The following is a 16050-nucleotide window of genomic DNA, read 5'->3' on the forward strand; positions in this document are numbered from 1 at the left end:
AGGCGGGGCGTATTCAGGCCGGATCACGGCAACCTTCGCCCGGAACAGCGACGCGGAACCGGACCAGCCCACCCGCTCCGCGAGCGTCGCGGCCGGCATCGTCGGCGTCTTCACCAACAGCTCCCGCACCCTGGGAGCAAACGCATCAAAACTCGATACTCCGGCCGCCCGCTGGTACTTCGGCGCCCGGTCCGACTCCAGCGCCCGGTCCACCGTTCCGCGGGAAACCCCCACGATCCTGCCGATCTCACGCTTCGAGTGCTTGCCCGTCGAAAACAGGTGGCGTATCTCCGCCCAATCATCCAAATTGATCACCTTCCATGATGGTCGGTGGCCCTATTTTCAGTTGGCGTTCCTGGCCCTATTTTCGGTTGGCGTTAACACCCCTTCTTGGTGTGACCAAAGCGCGCCCGCTCCACAATTCTCTCTGCCGGCTTGGAATAGTTGCCTGCAATGTGGGCTCGGGGGCCACGCGACGTCGTGGCACTGGCCCTGAGGATTGTCCTTGCTGTCGAAATTAGAGAGAAGCCGGCTTCGACCGGGATCGAGCCTTCAATGAGGATGTCGTCTGCTGCCCGGAAATCTGTCACATCAACATATGCATTCTGAATTGCTGTCGACACGGTGGCCGCAGTTTCACGTAGGGGAGCTGCTATGCGGGCGATAACTCCATCCCACTGCAAGTCACGTGGTGACAATTCCCATGGGATAGCAACCACCGCCCCCTCATCATGCCTCCAAAGTTTGCCTGCCGCTCCTTGGTTCATTGGCCGCCACTCGTGCCTGGTCAGGAACCATTCGAGGCCTTCCGAGGTCATCATGCGGCGTCTTCCTGGGAGAAGCAGGCCAGGAGGTCCGCATTCCATGAGGCAAGTGTCTCTGCCGTGAGTCTATTCGTTCGGTTGATCGTGATTGAGGCACTCATGGATGTCGGATCGATTTTCGCCCAATAAGCCGTTGAACGGTGCGTTGTGATGTCCGCGATGTCGTAGTCGATCCAGTCTCCTGGTACATCGGTTGGCACCTGAACCACCACGAAGTACGCCGGGCCGATGTTCCTAGACCACTTTGTTTTCCACTCTTGGGTGACCGGCCACGACAGGACACCGGCGGATCCGAAGCTCTTCTTCGTGCACTTCACCTGAATTCGCACCGGAAGTGCCGGAAACTGGACTGAGCCGTCGATTGCAAGCACATCTTCGTCTGGGGAGGTTTCGTCGAACCCAACACCAAACTGCGCGCAAACGTTCTGGAAGTATGCGATCCCGTAGCGACCTTTGCGCGCATTTGGGGACAAGGTTGACCCGATTGGTGGTGCGCTATTCACGGAACTCCCCATATCAATGAACAAGTTTGCTCATGTTACAGGTGGAGAGGGCAGGCTGCGGCCCTGGCAGGTCCTCGCCGGGGAAGTCATGTGTCGCTCGTCGCCGGATAAACGCCCGTTTACGACTCGTCCTGCATATGGTGAATCCATGACAGTTACTTGGACCCCACGTCTGGATATAACGCGCAACAACGGTGTAGTGGGATGGCTCCGGCTGAAACCTGTAACCACTCAGGTACTCCCTCGAATCGGCGAAGTGGTCTCTTTCGATGAGTTGCTGCCTGAGGAGTTGCGGCTCAATTCCTATCTTTCTTACCGTCCACAGGTCGTAAGCGTTGAACATTGGGTTGGCAAGAAGGACAACGAGCTTAGGGTCGTCGTCAGAGTCACAACTGACGGCAGCGTTGACCACTTCAAGGCGATCGCGGAGCGAAATGACTTGGATTGGACGCCGAACGATAGAAAATAGCTGACCTGGTGTAGATGACATCTCCACCACGTCTGGTCATGCTCCCTCACCCAGGTCGGCGACAAGATGGGTGCTCGAGCGCTTCAGGTCGACACGCCTGGTCTCACCGAGTTGGATCACGTTTTCGGTGAGCTCGCACTTCCACTAGATGTCCCTGATTGAGCCGGCGGCACGTGCGCTAGCCCGGCGGAATCGAGCTTCTCGGTGGTGGGTCACCGGGGTGGCCTCAATAACGCGCCTTGCCATTTCTCCTATGAAGTGTCCGGGTTGCAAATTGTCTGGAACACGGTCCCTCTGGACAATAACTGCGGGCAGATTTGCCAGTGCTGCTTCAACTTCAGATTCCTCAACGATGTCGTCCGCGTGGGGTTCCTCAGAGGGCAGGGTGAGGCCAGCCTCTGCAAGGGGATCCTCACCATCTCCGGCATCGTCCGTGTCGTTGGTAGCGGCAAGGTGAGCCCCGTACTCGATGATGATGAGTGAGACCGCGTGGTAGGCGTCGTCTTCTCGACCAAGCTTTTGGAGCAAGTCGATCAGCCATTCGGCTTTGTCAGGTGCTTCCTCAAAGATTGTTGAACGTAGGCCGTACATGAAGCCCAGGGCCGCCAGTGGATGCCGCAGCCGCAAGTTCTTAGCATCGCCGTAGGACTCTTCGACCCTGTTGGCCGCGTTTTTGCCAAAACTCGAATCCATCCGTTTTGTGCTAATGAGGAGTTCAGGTCCGGCCGCCCAGTTCGCCATCACGACATCGACCTGTTTGACGTAGTTCTTTCCCAAAATGTTGGCGCTGGATGCAGCGGCGCCGGCCGGGGGAGTGGCGGCACGAAGACGTTTCCACAGGTTCTCGCGTTCCTTGGATGTGACCTTTTCGAGGAGGCTCACGATTGGCCCAGGCAGGATCCGCGGCGCCGTGGGACGGGGCCACACGGCATCGGCGTCGAAGCCGGCGCGACGCAGCTCGTAGGATACCCAGACGTCCAGGGCAAGGGCAGGGACCCCGGTAGTGGTCTCGGCCTTGAGATAAAGGGGGACGCCCAGCAGCCGGGTGAGGGTTTCGTAATCCGGGTCGAACTTTAGAACCCCGTCGTTGTCTTTGGTCCAGGGGTTGGTGTGCAGTCCGCCGGGTGCTGCGTCGGCAACGATGCGGTCAAAGATGGCCCATGCTTTGGTCTTTGTTGATGGTTCAGCGGCCACTTCGTCCCCTTGTTACCCTGCGGTTTGCCATGTTTTTACGTGCCTCCCGGACTGTATCGACCGCGCCTTGGGAGATGACGCCCGAGCTGAGCAGAAGGGCCTCATCGACGAGATGCACCGCATCTGCAAGCTTGCCCTGCTCCAACAGTCTGCCCACTTTGGTTTTAACACCGCGGAGCTGGTCCTCGCGGTCACCTATCAAACGGGGTGATGGCATTGCCCACACGTCCGCTTCGCGTGGTTCGAGTTTGAGGATGCCTCCGCCGTAGGAGCGCCCGACCATTTCCGCGTTGAGCAGGCTGATGGAGTTCAGGCTCGCCAGCGGCAGCAGCTCCCGACCCAACTCCGAGATGGGTTCGCGAAGGTAGACGCCGTGTACGGAATTTAGATGGTGCGCGGCGGCACTGTTCGTGGTTAGCCGCGGAGTATCGGCATTCATGCATGTCAGTAACAAGTCAGCGGAAGGAACGAGCGGTACGCGATACCACGGCTTCCGGACCCGGCATTTGTACGCCTGGTCCACCCCTGCCCGGTGTCCGGTCTCAACGTATGCCTGTGCAGCAGGCGATAACGACTCGCTGGGTCTGAAGAGCCAAGTCGCTTTACCCTCACGGCCGAGACTGGACATCTGGGACGTGGAGAGCTCAAGACCTCGTAGATGGGTGCTTCCTGGAGGGGACAGCCTGATCAGATCCTTGCGAGTGAGTCTGAGTTCAGCAACACGGGCTGGGGAAAGCGCGAAGAACTTGTTGTTGCCTGTAACCATTCCCAGGGTCGTATCGCCCCACGTCTCAAGATGTGTGAAATGGCCTGCTTCCTTGAGGCTGTGCAATGGCTCGATGGCGTCAGCTCCGACGAGCAGCCCCGTCCACTTTCCTGCCGGGTCCGGTGGTGTCCATCTAAGAGGCAAGTCCATGGTCGCCAGGGAGGAGGCATCTTTGGCTTGGTGGATCGCGGCGTGGTCCGTTGGACCTTCGCCAAATCCATCGGCCAGGAGCAGCACGACGTCAGCTTCGGCGTCAGGGAAGACCTGCTCCGTAAACAGCACCAGTTCAATGCTTTGAAACTTGTCGAAGAGGAACTGCCTGACAGCCGCAGCGTAATTCACACTCAGAAGCTCGGCCGGCAGGACTAGTCCCATCCTGCCGCCCGGCTGCAGGAATAAGGCGGAATGGACGGTGAATGCGGCCCAACTTGATGCCAGTGCAGTCAGTGACACTCCAACCTTCAGGGCCGCTTCGCGGGAACGAGTGCGTGATTCCCCGGTGAAGTCCTGGTAGCGAATGTACGGAGGGTTTCCTATAACTGCGGAATAGCGGGGCTGTGGCTCCACACGGAAAAAGTCGCTGACGGCTATGTTTGGAATTCCACCTGCCTCTTGGACCCGAGAGCGGGCGACGCGGGCGCTGTTGGCGTGAATTTCCACACCGTCCACCCGGGGAGCCAGCGCAGATTCACCACTGAGGTGACGCATGCGCTTAACAGCGCTGACCAGGAAAGCAGCGTCTCCCGTTGACGGCTCCAGAACGGTGTCGTCGGAGCTGCGGATCGCCCAATCTGAGATGAAGCGCGTGATGGCCTCAGGGGTGAAGAACGCCCCACGGGCTTTACGAAGCTCCGCCGTGTCGACGTCGGCAGACAGAGGGGAAGGCATGCCCTCTATTCTGGTGCATACGGCTGACATCCCAGGCCACGCATGGTCGCGGGTCCGGAATATGTCCGCGAGCGTCGCGTTTGGGGGATCTTCTCGGTCACGTTCGACGGGTTGCGAGGCTGGCCCCGAGAGCGGGGTCCCAACCCGCGCGAGATGACCGCAGGGCCCGTAAGCCGGTGGTTCAGCGAGACACCGGGGTGTCCGTAAGCCGATCCTTCACCGGACAATTCGAAAAGGGTGAGTTTCGACTCTCGGTTGTCACCGTACGGTTTTCCGGGTTCAACTACATGCTGCAGGACGTGACTGGATTGTCCGTCCGCAGGAGTGAGAGTGATCCGATGGCGCAGGCGACAGCGGGAGCAGCAGCCCTCATCGCCCCACTCTTCTCCGGGCTCGTAACACTCGCGCCATGGGCACCCCGGGCCATCAGCGAGTGTCGACGGCGAAGCGTGGATCCCCTTCTGTGACTTTCGGCGACACACGGCGGCGCCATGTGTCGAACGTCGGCCCGCGTCCGTCAATTCCTTTGAGGGGAGATGGCTTTCGCCCAGATGGCCTGATGCTGGCCGACGTACTGAGTTGCGGCTCTCCAATGGTCACCGTGCCCGCTGGCAAACATCGTGCCCCAAGGCTCCTGACCTGTCTCGTGAGACGAGCTCAGAAGGTTGTACATTGCTGCGGCACGCCGATGCATCGCGGCAGGGAGGTCTGCGCGCAGGCCAAGGTCTGCTGCATAGCCATCCACGAATGCTGCGAGATTCTGTGCCGATTCCTTGGGAGCCTGCTGGGTGTTGGAAAGTGTGAAGGCTTGGGCGGCGTAGGCGAGATCCCAAAGGCGGGTGCTCGGCGCGGCAGCGTCCCAGTCGATAAAGGTCCATCGTTCGCCGATGATGAGGTTCCACGGTGCGAGGTCGTTGTGGCAGATTAGCTCTTCGCCGGGGCTGGGGATCGCCGTGGTCCACGACGCGTCGGGGTCGGGTGTAAATGTTTCGCTGGCGTCGTGGATAGCTCGCACCATCGCTCCGACCCTGCCAAGTTCCGAATGTTTGAGTGGATCCGAATCGAGCGCAAGCCGCCCTGGGATGAACTCGGTGACCTGCCTGCCCTGCTCATCCTGGCCGAGGGCAGTGGGGACATCGACACCCGCCTCCCGAACTGCTGTCATGAACGCGAGCACACTACGGGTTGCCTTGGTCCACGGTTTGCGGACGGTTGAACCCACACGCACGACGACGCCGCTGGCGTTTCCTCCGCTGAGTATTTCCTCGTCTTTCATAGCTAAAGACTAGTTCTCGAAAGATGGGTGTCCGAAAGCCGCCCCTCGACGGGCACGATGTCGGAGGTTGTGTGCCGTCGGCGACTAAGTACTGAATCCGCGATCTGCTGCGCGGCGTGGTCCGCTGTGATGTGCGTGGTGTCGATGACCTCTGCGTCCTTTCCTGGACGGGGTGGCAATGGGCCGAGGTCCGACCCGGGCCTCGGAATAATCAATCGGCCGGACGGGCCATGGACTCGCATGTCTCGGGGTTCGGCGGGCCGGCTGACTACGCAGACCATGCCGTCTCCGTGCCGCGGAACGGAGACGGCATGGCTTGCCGGCGTGGGGCTCTTCCGCTGCTGGGACGCCAGACGAAATAGGTACGCGGCATGAGCTCTTGGACGACTGGGTCTAATTTGCGTCTGCCGGGACCGCAGGACGTATCCGCAGAAAGAGTCCGACGAGCACTGCTGTGGCGAGGCAGAGGCCGGCGTTGCTGCCGATGGCTGGCAGTACTGCGTCCAGGACCTGCTGAGGGGCGTTGCCGCTGCCGTGCCGGAGGAGGGACGCGGCGAGGATGGTGCTCATGACCGGGATGCCCATGGTGATGCCGACCTGCTGGCTCATGGTCGTCAGCCCGGTGGCGAGGCCTTGTTCGGTGTCTGGCAGCCCGGTGGTGGCGGTGACCATGAAACCGACGATGGCGGCGAGGTTGGCGACGCCGCCGATGAAGGTTCCGATCAGCACGATGATCAGCGATCCCTGGCTGGTGTTGATGAGGAGCAGGGATCCGGTGGCGGCGGCCTGGATGGTGAGGCCGAGGATGATGGTGTTTTTGTTGCCGAGCCTGCCGATGAGCTTCGGCGCGATCAGGCCGCCGACGATGGTGCCGGCGCCGAGCACGGCGAAGGCCATGCCGGCCCCGAGCGGGGTGTAGCCGAGGACCTGCTGGAGGTAGAGGGTGAGCACGAAGACCAGGGAGGTTTCGGTGGCGAACGCGAGGATCCCGGCGATGTTGCCCCAGGCGATGTTGTTCCGGCGCAGGATGGTCACGGGGACGAGGGCGTGTGCTGTGTTCTTTTCGATGAAGAAGAACACGATGAACAATGCCGCGCCTGCGGTCAGGGAGCCCCAGGCCAGCGGGTCGGCCCAGCCCTTCTCGCCGGCCGTGGTCAGGCCGAAGACGAGTGCGAGCAGGGCAATGGTGACGGTGACGGCGCCGGGGACATCGAGCTTCGTCCTGTTCCCGCGGGCGGATTCGGTCAGGAGTTTCGGGGCCAAAATCAGAACGAAGGCCGCGACGGGGATGTTGATGAAGAACGCCCACCGCCAGGAGAGCAGGTCGGTCAGGAGTCCGCCGAGGATCGCGCCGGTGGTGAAGCCGGCGGCCATGAGGGAGCCGTTCAGTCCCAGGGCTTTGTCCCGCAGCGGTCCCTCGGGGAAGGACGTCGTGAGCAGTGACAGGGCGGCCGGGGTGACGGCGGCGGTGGCGAGGCCCTGGGCGACACGTGCGGCCAGCAACAGGCCCGGATCGGTGGCGAGGCCGCCGAGAAGGGAACCGATCCCGAGCAGCGCCATGCCGGCGATGAAGAGGCGTTTGCGGCCGAAGAGGTCAGCGACCCGGCCGAAGAACAGGGTGAATCCTGCCGCGCACAGCGCGAACGACGTCGCGATCCACTGCAGGTGTTCCAGGGAGAATCCGACGTCGGCCCCGATGCGGGGGAGCGCGACGTTGAGGATGGAGAAGTCCACCGCGAGGGTGAAGCTGGCGGTCAGCAGCAGGACCATGATGAGCCGCTGCCGACCGGTCATCCGGGCAGGCGCTGCGGGAGCTGGCGGGGCCGGTGGTGCGGTGAGCTGGGGGAGTGGTGAGGTGTCGCGGGCTGTCATGGCGGGGATGTCCGATCGCTGAAGTCTGGGATGGGTTCCCTTCCACCCTGCCGGTCCCGGGCACGGACAGCCACGCCGTGCTGTGGGTAGCACTGCCAGTGCTACCCACAGTTGGCGATGTTCGGGAATACTCACAGGTATGAATCAACCGGCAGCCATGGGCGAGTTCCTGCGCAAACGACGGGCCTCCCTGAGCCCGGGCGATGTCGGGCTGATGGACTACGGGACGCGGCGGGTGCCTGGCCTGCGGCGTGAGGAGGTGGCGATGATGGCCGGCATGAGCGTGACCTACTATGCCCGGCTGGAACAGGGCCAGCACCTGAACGCCTCCGACGCCGTCATTAACTCCCTTTCCAGGGCGTTGGCCCTGACCGACGTCGAACGCAAGCACCTCGCGGACCTGTCCGGCATCAGGCGGCGGAACGCGAAGCCTTCCCGCAGCCGCCCGGACCATGTCCGGCCCGGGACGAAACGGCTGATCGAGAACATGCACACGGTCCCGGCGGTGGTGCTGGGCAAGCGCACTGAGGTGCTGGGCTGGAACGTCGCCGGCCACCGCCTGGTCGCCCCGCATCTGGACTTCGATTCCCCGGAAACGCCGTCACAGCGGCCGAACATGACCCGGATGCTCTTCCTGGACGACGCCACACGGGACCTGTATCCGCACTGGCGGACCGAGGCCGGCCGTGCGGTGGCCTCCCTGCGGCTCCTGTCCGGCCGGTTCGCCGACGACGCCGATCTTGCAGCGCTGGTCGGTGAGCTGACCCTCAAAAGCCCGGAGTTCGGCGTGATGTGGGCCGAACACCCGGTAGAAAACTGCATGTCCGGCAACAAGACAATGAACCATCCCGAGCTCGGCCCGCTTGACCTGGGGTTTGAGGTCCTGACCATGCCGGATGATTCCGGTCACCGGATCCTGACCTACACGGCCGAACCCGGCAGCGCAGAGGCCCGCGCACTGGCCCGGCTCACAGACGAACGAACTGTTTTGACGCCCTGATCAAAAGAAGCTCGCTTCGCGAGTATGCGGACCGATTCGCTTCCAAGTGCTCTCGGGAGGCATTTTCGATGAAGGCCGTTGTCTGTTCCAGTGTGTTCGGACCCGAAAGAGCCGGCACTTACGTGTTGGCTCGTTCTGTTGCAGGTCCGAGGGTGCCTTAGTCTGCGAGGAAACGTGTCAGCGTGTGGGCTGTATCCACAGCGAGAAGTGCATGGGCCGGGCCCAAGCCGGCTGGGTGTTTAGCTTTCCCATGACCTGACCCCACCTTGTTTCGGAGTTCACCCAGGTTCTGCACCAATGAGACTTGGCTGCTGATGAGTTTGATCAGCGCTCCGTCTGTCGACCCGAGAGCCTTGTCGATGCTCTGGTCTGCGAGGTGGGGCCGCAAAACTTTCCACCAGTCGCTCAGATCCGGCGCGGCTTTTGTAGGGGCAACGCCGTGTGTCGCGGAAAGGGCTTTGAAGGCTGCCTCAACAATTTCCTTCGCAGAGCCTATTGCGCTTGAGATCTCAGCTCGCGTCCGCCGAGTTCGCATGTGTCGAAGGTGACCGTCGATGACCGAGTCTCCGACTAATCCACGTAGATGGGGCCACCCTCCCGGGGCATCGCGTATTGCAGGAGCAACGTCCTCATTTTCCCCGAGATCGCGAAGCGATTCCGTCAGTTCGACGATCCGCCCTCGGATGTCGGCGGTGAAGTTGGTCAGGCTACGTTCGACTGATCCCGGGTCAGCGGTGCTGGCCACCAGAGGTGGGGGAGCGCCCAGTGCCCGGTAGCTTCTGAAACGATCGTCGGTGAATATTCGCATCGCCGCGTCATTTACGTCAGCCACCCATTTGAGGATTTTGTCGTAGACGCGGTCTTGACGTTGGTCAATAAAGATCCCGAGAGCGATGTCGTGGTCACGGCGAGCTTCTGGGCTCAAACCTGCTCGGAGCGACGTCGGAGACGACGAGTTCTGAGCCCTCATCAGCAGCTCTGCTGTAACAGCCTCCGAAGCCTCCGCCTGGCGGAGGTAATACGGGACAGCCTCGTGCAAGAAGACGAGGTGTTTGACTCCCGAGCGGACGAGTGCGCGAATCCGTTTGATCCGGTCCTCTAGGAGCCAGTCATCGTCGATGCTCACGACTCAGGCTCCCAAATCAGCGAAGTCCGGTGAGGAAGCCACTCGAACAGCGCGCAGGACCTGCATGAGTACCGTCAATGCTTCGAACACCCCGAAGGTCTCGCCGAGAAATTCAATGTAGCTGATCCCCTTCGGATCCTTGTCGGAGACAATCCGCCCAGATCTAAGATCGTGACGGGCAGTCGCGTGACCGATTGTGTTTCTCCTGCCGCTGTTGAGAAAAGAAGCCAAACACTCCCAACCAGGAACTTGGGCTGCATAGGCGATTTTGTGGGCGTTGGCGAGCTTGTCGAATTGTGTGAGCGTCCTGGCGGGTTTGAGGTCTGCCGGGTGATCGTCGCCAAAGTCATTGGGATCCATACGCTTTGTCCCGTTCTGCGCCGCCACGGGAATCCAGAGGCACTTACAGGCCATCTCGAACCCCTGTTGGTAGAGGTCACGCACCAAGGAGAATTCGTCACGAAATAGTACGAGCTCGTCCAGGTTGCCCGGGCTGTCAGCTGCAATGTACCTGACGAGTTTGCCCATTTCCCAGGACTCATAGTCCGAAACGAAGTGGTCAATCAGTCGAAATAGATCATGTTCAGTTTGTTGTGCCTCGCCACCACGCTTACGGATGACAGCGGTATATGCCTCGTTCCGTAGCGCTGCGACGTGCTTGCGCCCAAAGCGCTCGAACAGCTTTGCGCTGCGGTCTCCCGTGCGTCCCACGATTTCGGCTGTAGACACGCCAACCGCTTGGTAGGCGATCGTTGTTCGCTGATGAGCTGTCTGGCCCACTGACTTCAGGCCAAACTTGGACCTGACAGTTTTGTCGAACATTTCCCAGTTCTGCTGCAAGTAGTACTCGAACGCGATACGCACGACGGGCCAAAGGCCTTCAATTGCACCATTTGCCGTACCCCGATCCTCGCCGAAGGTGAGGAGGGAGTCCTGTCCCAGGACGCTGAAAAGCGTGAGCGTAGAGAACGATCCGATGCCGCTATGCGAATCAGCGTCATACCGAGAGGGCACGAACGGATTCACGGTAACAACGCGATGCTCGGCCGGAAGGTCCGTTTCCTCGACCACATCACACGTGAAATCGACACGGTGCGCCGGCAGTTCCTGACCCGACATCCGTGCCCGGATGGGGAGATGGCAGTGCGGGCACGGCAGATAGAGCTTCGTCAACGTAGTCGGTTCTGCGCCGACCCGAGCCACGAATACATGCGAGCAACCGGGACAACGCAAATGGTAGCGAGAGATCACGCTGCCACCTTAGCCTGTGAGCCGCGACGGCAAGAGGCGGTGGAGGCGCCTATCAGCAACGCTCAAAAACGACCGTTATCGACTTTCGCGGGGTGCAAAACTTCTCGCGGATGAGTTTTGACCTACTTTCGGTCGAAATCCGTCATTCGCATCTGTGACTTTCGGCGGTAAATGGCGGTCTTTTTGCGGCGCTATTTGGCGCGAAGCCTCGAGTCCGTGGCTGCGGTGTCGTCATCTAAGGGACGCGTCCCATACAGACGTCGTTGATGCCTGTCCCACTGAGGGATCCTTGGGTTCTTGCGGTGATTGCAACACTTAGCGGATGGGTGTTGTCGTGGCGAGGTATTCGATTTACGTAAGACCGGATCTTCTGCAGCTGTTTTGGACCGGGATGCAGGCCGGTCATTTCATCACCGACGCCGTTGTGCCGATCAATACGAGCAGACGGACCGGACGCCGGGTCCTGGCCGAGGCCGGGGGTGTCAGGCCACGCCGCGGCCGGGATCTGAAGGGCAGGTGCCTGACCTTCGCCCAGCGTGAAGAGATCGCAATACTGCGCGCCCAGGGATACTCGCTGCGCCGGATCGGGGCCGTGATCGGCCGGTCGGCCTCGACGGTGTCCCGGGAGCTGCGGCGCAATTCGGTGGCCGGGTTGCCTTACCGGGCAACGTCGGCTCACGTTCTGGCGTATGAGCGGGCTCCGCGGCCGAAACCGGCGAAACTGCACACGAACACGGTGCTGCGTGTGAAGGTGGAAGAGGACCTGAAAAAGAAGTACTCGCCGGAGCAGATAGCAGGACGACTCCGGGTTGACTTCCCTGATGAGCCGGAGATGCGGGTGTCACCTGAGACCATTTACCAGTCCCTTTACGTGCAGTCCCGCGGAGCGCTCAACCGTGATCTGGCCGCGTGTTTACGCACCGGACGTGCACTCAGGCAGCCCTGCAGGAAAGCCGGCCAGCGGAAGAACCGGATCCTCGGGATGATCAATATTTCCGAACGTCCTCCCGAGGTTCAGGACCGGGCCGTGTCGGGGCATTGGGAAGGGGACTTAATCATCGGTAAAGGGAATCAGTCCGCGATCGGGACGCTGGTCGAGCGGACCACCAATTACACGATGCTCGTGCACCTGCCAGACGGGTACAAGGCCGAACAGATGCGTGATGCGCTGGCCGCGAAGATCAAGACGCTCCCCGAGGCGCTGCGGCATTCCCTCACCTGGGACCAGGGCATCGAAATGCAGGACTGGAAAACCGTGAAGATCGACACCGGCATCGAGATCTACTTCTGCGACCCGCACTCACCCTGGCAGCGAGGCATCAACGAAAACACGAATGGCCTGCTGCGCCAGTACTTCCGAAAGGCACCGACCTGAGCATCCACAGCGCCGAAGACCTCGACTGGGTCGCTCAGGAACTCAACGACCGGCCACGCAAAAGACTAGAGTTCAGAAAACCGATCGAACTGATCGAAGGACTCCTGTTGCAATGACCGCCTGAATCCGCCGATCCCTCAGCGGGAATCATGTCGGCTCGGCTGGCCTGTTGGCACGCAGTAGTGTTCTTCGGGTGAATGAGGAAGCTGAAATACTTTCCGGCGGCAACGCTTCCGAGAGTGTCGTTCGTATTGGCAATACGGTCCGCAAACCGTGGCTGGAAAACTCTGCCGCTGTCCAGAAGTACCTGAAAGCCCTCCAAGCAGCTGGCCTCGACGTTCCCAAACCCCTCGGCAAGGATCACGCTGGGCGGTATGTCACCGAGTACGTCGAGGGTGTGTCTGCGCTGGACCAGTTGCCACTAGGACAGCATGACCTCCTGCGGGTCGGCCGTTTGATTCGTCAGATTCACGATGCCAGCGAAGGATTTGAACTCCCGGACACGACCGGATGGAACGTTTTGCTTCCCGCCGAGAATCCGAACCTCATGTGCCACAACGACCTCGCTCCATGGAACCTCATTGTGGGTGAACGGTGGGTGTTCATCGATTGGGACGCTGCGGGCCCGCGCACGCGCCTCTGGGACCTGGCATATGCAGCGCAGTCCTTTGGGATGCTCTTTGAAGGCCAACCGGTTCCAGAGGCAGCTGCCAGGCTCCGCGCCGTTATTGACGGTTATGGGGCTGACGAGATCATACGCGAAGCGTTGCCCGAGGCCCTGGGAAAGAGGACGGCGGCCATGCACGAGCTGCTGAAGTCCTCACATGAAACCGGATTCCAGCCTTGGGCCGACATGTACGTCAACGGACACGGTGCGCACTGGCGCACTGCGGCTGACTATGTCGTACGCAATCAGTACGCCTGGAAACAGGCCCTGACCTAAGCTGGGGCCGGCCTCCCGTTACGGCGTCCGTCCATTCCTCTCAAGAGGATGCCACAATCTGTGAATGCCCCTCATTCAAGTTCTCAATGCCTCCCCCTCATCCACGGAAAAGAAGCGGCAGCTGCTGGCTGCGCTGACGGCCACTTACGCTGAGGTCATGGAAATTCGTCCTGACACGATCCGGGTGACCTTGCAGGAGCTCCCGCGCGAGAACTGGTCTGTCGCCGGCATCACCTTGGCGGAGTCTGGACAGGACGAATCCATCTGAACTGACGCCGCAGCTTGGGGGACCCGCTGCTCCGACTGAGTTTTGGACCACCGCAGTAAACCGTTCGAGGATCGTCTACCGGACTGTGCTCTCCCGGATTGCGGCGTAGAGGAACATGTCGCAACGCTTTCCGGCGATCTCCTGGTGACTGCGAAGCAGTCCCTCGCGTTCGTAGCCGGCACGTTCGGCGGTGCGGATAGAAGCTGCGTTCCACGGCTCGATATACAACTCGACACGGTGCAGATGCGGAATCGTCCAGGCAAAGGCAGTGAGGGCGCACAGCGCATCGGATGCAATTCTGTGGCCTCTCTCGTTTGGGGCAACGGCATATCCAACCTGAGCGCGACCTGTGTCCAGCTCCCTGATCCAGAGTCCGATGTTCCCCACGGAGCGATCAGTTTCAAGGTCGGCTATCGAGAAGGAGAATCCCGTCCCTTCGACGTGGCGCTGCCGCTGCCGCTCAATCCACGCCAGGGCTTCTTCATGAGTGGCATGCGGTGGGAGGCTTCCCACCGTGGGGACATACCGATCTTGGGAAAGGTCCATCGCCATCGCCGCGTCCAGATCCGTGAACCTGCGCAGCCGGATACGGCCATGCTCCGGATCGGAACACGGCCAGGGCGGAATGTCACCGCTCATGCTCATATCCCTAATTTTGCATTGGGCACCAAAGTAAGTAGTCACTGAATTGATTTCCTGAGTAGGCCAATTACAGGGAAGGCGAGAAGAACGAGGAGGGCATTTAGCCCCCAGGGAGCCCAGGGCGCGAGGGGAAGGAGTCCTGCGAAGAGCGGAGCGGTGAGGGCGGCGGCGGTGAACGAGTACTGGAAAAGCGAAAAATAGGCGCCCTTCTGTTCTGGCGGTGCGATCTCGGTCAGTAAGGAGAATGCTCTGGGGCCGCCGATCAGGCTTCCTCCTGCTAGCAGCACGGTCGCACCGATAAGTGCTGCGGGCCGGTACTCGGAGGGAAAGGCCACAAGCAGCGCCATCGCGATTCCCCATCCTGCCTGGATGCCCGCTGCGAGAGCCAGGTTCGTGGTCCGGCTGAAGCGCTTGGTTTGGGCCACGGCCCAGGTTCCGGCGACCGCACCGAGCCCTGTGTTGACCGCGATCGACGCCCCCACGGCCCATCCGGAGACACCGAGGATGCCATCGGCGTACGGAGGCATCACGACCAGGAACAAGTCAACGCTGAGGAACAGCAAGAATGCGGTTGTTCCAAGGAGAAGGAATGTCTTATTGCGCAGAGGAGCCCAGACGCTGGCCGGCGGGATCTCCCGATCGGTGGCCACCGGCCGCGCCGAAGGCACCGCAACCGCGAGGGTCGCCGATGCCGCAACGAAGGTGATTGCATTCAATGCGACACAGGCAACCACACCCACGTTGCCCGGAATTCCCAAGAGCAGACCCCCTGCTAGGCCACCGACGCCGAACGCTGCGGTCCTGACCATGTTCACGGTCGCGAAGGCCCGGTCATGGTCCCCATCCTGCGCCGCGGCGGAGGTCATCGCCCCGAGCGCGGAGTAAAAGACCTGCACCCCGGCAGCGGTCAAGGCGGCCGCCACGACCGCAAGTGGGACGTCCCGCGCCGCGAGGTAGGCAAGCATGCCTGTGGCCTGAAGGACCTGGGACGTCACGACGACGCGCTTAGGCCCCCAACTGTCGACAAGACGCGCAACGGCAGCTGGAGCGAAGGTTCCCGCCACAGTTCCTACGGCTAACACGACGCCGGCAGTGCTCAGCGGGATCCCCACAACCTGCTCGAGGTACACGAGGGTTAGGGGAAGAAAGAGACCCGAACCGAAGTTGTCCACGCCGAGGCCGACCAGCATTGCCCGGAACCCCAACCGTCCACGACGCTCAGCGCTAGTAATTTGCACCATCGGGTCACTCTTGCACCCGCCGGATGGAGAATCCAGTCAACTTTCTGCCGGGCGTTAACCGTCTTGACGACAGTCTTGGTCGCGGCCGCATTCATGCCCGCGGGAACTGTCATCACGTCGACCGCTGTGGAAACAGCCGTCTCTGACGCCGCCCCTTAACCCCAGATCAGGGAGAAGACCGGCACTAACGTGCCGGTCTTCTTCTTGTCCCCAAGCTTCCATAGGGGAAAATATCTCTGCACCCAGGTTCCTGGACTGAATAGGGGCCTCATCTGACTATGTCAACCTTTTTTGGCCCCAGCATGACGGTTATTTCTGGCCCCACTGAGGAACTTTGGTTGCTCTGGTCCCGCGGGTGCCCTGCGGTCATGGATCCTTCATTTACCACTGCATAGACTGTGGCGCCGTCCTG

14 protein-coding genes and 2 pseudogenes are annotated in these 16050 nt (G+C 61.1%); 5 read left to right on the plus strand and 11 right to left on the minus strand.

All coding sequences use genetic code 11. From position 1 onward, the window contains the following. The 3 genes and pseudogenes from BJG92_RS06250 to BJG92_RS06260 form a co-directional block, all read right to left on the minus strand. Nucleotides 1–315 (minus strand): annotated as a pseudogene (locus BJG92_RS06250) (IS21 family transposase); the annotation flags it as partial. A gap of 62 nt (nt 316–377) precedes the next feature. Then, nucleotides 378–821: a hypothetical protein gene (locus BJG92_RS06255; protein WP_232083162.1), complete on the minus strand. Its 444-nt coding sequence runs from the start codon at nt 819–821 to the stop codon at nt 378–380. Continuing rightward, the gene (locus tag BJG92_RS06260; protein WP_232083163.1) at nt 818–1327 is read right to left on the minus strand and encodes a DUF4365 domain-containing protein; all 510 of its coding nucleotides are present in this window, start codon (nt 1325–1327) and stop codon (nt 818–820) included. Before BJG92_RS06260 ends, BJG92_RS06255 begins: the two co-directional genes overlap by 4 nt. A gap of 148 nt (nt 1328–1475) precedes the next feature. On the opposite strand from BJG92_RS06260, the gene BJG92_RS06265 reads away from it, so the two are divergent. Then, nucleotides 1476–1796: a hypothetical protein gene (locus BJG92_RS06265; protein WP_232083164.1), complete on the plus strand. Its 321-nt coding sequence runs from the start codon at nt 1476–1478 to the stop codon at nt 1794–1796. Between the two features lie 144 nt (nt 1797–1940). On the opposite strand, the gene BJG92_RS06270 is transcribed toward BJG92_RS06265, so the two are convergent. The 4 genes from BJG92_RS06270 to BJG92_RS06285 form a co-directional block, all read right to left on the minus strand. After that, a complete protein-coding gene (locus BJG92_RS06270; protein WP_232083165.1) occupies nt 1941–2990 on the minus strand; it encodes a hypothetical protein in 1050 nt (349 codons plus the stop codon). Then, a complete protein-coding gene (locus BJG92_RS06275) occupies nt 2980–4644 on the minus strand; it encodes a class I SAM-dependent DNA methyltransferase (RefSeq protein WP_232083166.1) in 1665 nt (554 codons plus the stop codon). Before BJG92_RS06275 ends, BJG92_RS06270 begins: the two co-directional genes overlap by 11 nt. A gap of 517 nt (nt 4645–5161) precedes the next feature. Continuing rightward, complete coding sequence (locus tag BJG92_RS06280) at nt 5162–5920, minus strand: phosphotransferase (RefSeq protein ID WP_232083167.1); 759 nt, start codon at nt 5918–5920, stop codon at nt 5162–5164. Nucleotides 5921–6313: 393 nt separating this feature from the next. Beyond that, a complete protein-coding gene (locus tag BJG92_RS06285) occupies nt 6314–7714 on the minus strand; it encodes an MFS transporter (RefSeq protein ID WP_232083168.1) in 1401 nt (466 codons plus the stop codon). Between the two features lie 217 nt (nt 7715–7931). Between BJG92_RS06285 and BJG92_RS06290 the strand changes: the two genes are divergently transcribed. Next, nucleotides 7932–8792, plus strand: coding sequence for a helix-turn-helix transcriptional regulator (locus tag BJG92_RS06290; protein WP_232083169.1), 861 nt, complete (start codon nt 7932–7934; stop codon nt 8790–8792). Nucleotides 8793–8949: 157 nt separating this feature from the next. Here the strand turns inward: BJG92_RS06290 and BJG92_RS18535 are convergent, their stop codons facing one another. Further along, complete coding sequence (locus tag BJG92_RS18535; RefSeq protein WP_232083170.1) at nt 8950–9918, minus strand: abortive infection family protein; 969 nt, start codon at nt 9916–9918, stop codon at nt 8950–8952. 3 nt (nt 9919–9921) lie between these two features. After that, a complete protein-coding gene (locus BJG92_RS06300; RefSeq protein WP_232083171.1) occupies nt 9922–11037 on the minus strand; it encodes a hypothetical protein in 1116 nt (371 codons plus the stop codon). A 454-nt stretch (nt 11038–11491) separates the two neighbouring features. Between BJG92_RS06300 and BJG92_RS06305 the strand changes: the two are divergent. The 3 genes and pseudogenes from BJG92_RS06305 to BJG92_RS06315 all read left to right on the plus strand — a co-directional run bounded on the left by BJG92_RS06305 (nt 11492) and on the right by BJG92_RS06315 (nt 13755). Beyond that, nucleotides 11492–12660: pseudogene (locus BJG92_RS06305) on the plus strand (IS30 family transposase). 77 nt (nt 12661–12737) lie between these two features. Beyond that, nucleotides 12738–13487 carry a phosphotransferase gene (locus BJG92_RS06310; protein WP_232083172.1) on the plus strand — a complete coding sequence of 250 codons (750 nt, stop codon included), beginning with the start codon at nt 12738–12740 and terminating at the stop codon, nt 13485–13487. A gap of 64 nt (nt 13488–13551) precedes the next feature. Continuing rightward, complete coding sequence (locus BJG92_RS06315; RefSeq protein ID WP_232083173.1) at nt 13552–13755, plus strand: tautomerase family protein; 204 nt, start codon at nt 13552–13554, stop codon at nt 13753–13755. A 75-nt stretch (nt 13756–13830) separates the two neighbouring features. On the opposite strand, the gene BJG92_RS06320 is transcribed toward BJG92_RS06315, so the two are convergent. Both BJG92_RS06320 and BJG92_RS06325 read right to left on the minus strand, forming a co-directional pair. Next, nucleotides 13831–14400, minus strand: coding sequence for a GNAT family N-acetyltransferase (locus BJG92_RS06320; protein ID WP_232083174.1), 570 nt, complete (start codon nt 14398–14400; stop codon nt 13831–13833). A gap of 35 nt (nt 14401–14435) precedes the next feature. Beyond that, nucleotides 14436–15587, minus strand: coding sequence for an MFS transporter (locus BJG92_RS06325; RefSeq protein WP_232083175.1), 1152 nt, complete (start codon nt 15585–15587; stop codon nt 14436–14438). Nucleotides 15588–16050 lie beyond the last annotated feature (463 nt).

The organism is Arthrobacter sp. SO5, assembly GCF_020532805.1.
In the GTDB taxonomy this organism is placed as follows: domain Bacteria; phylum Actinomycetota; class Actinomycetes; order Actinomycetales; family Micrococcaceae; genus Arthrobacter.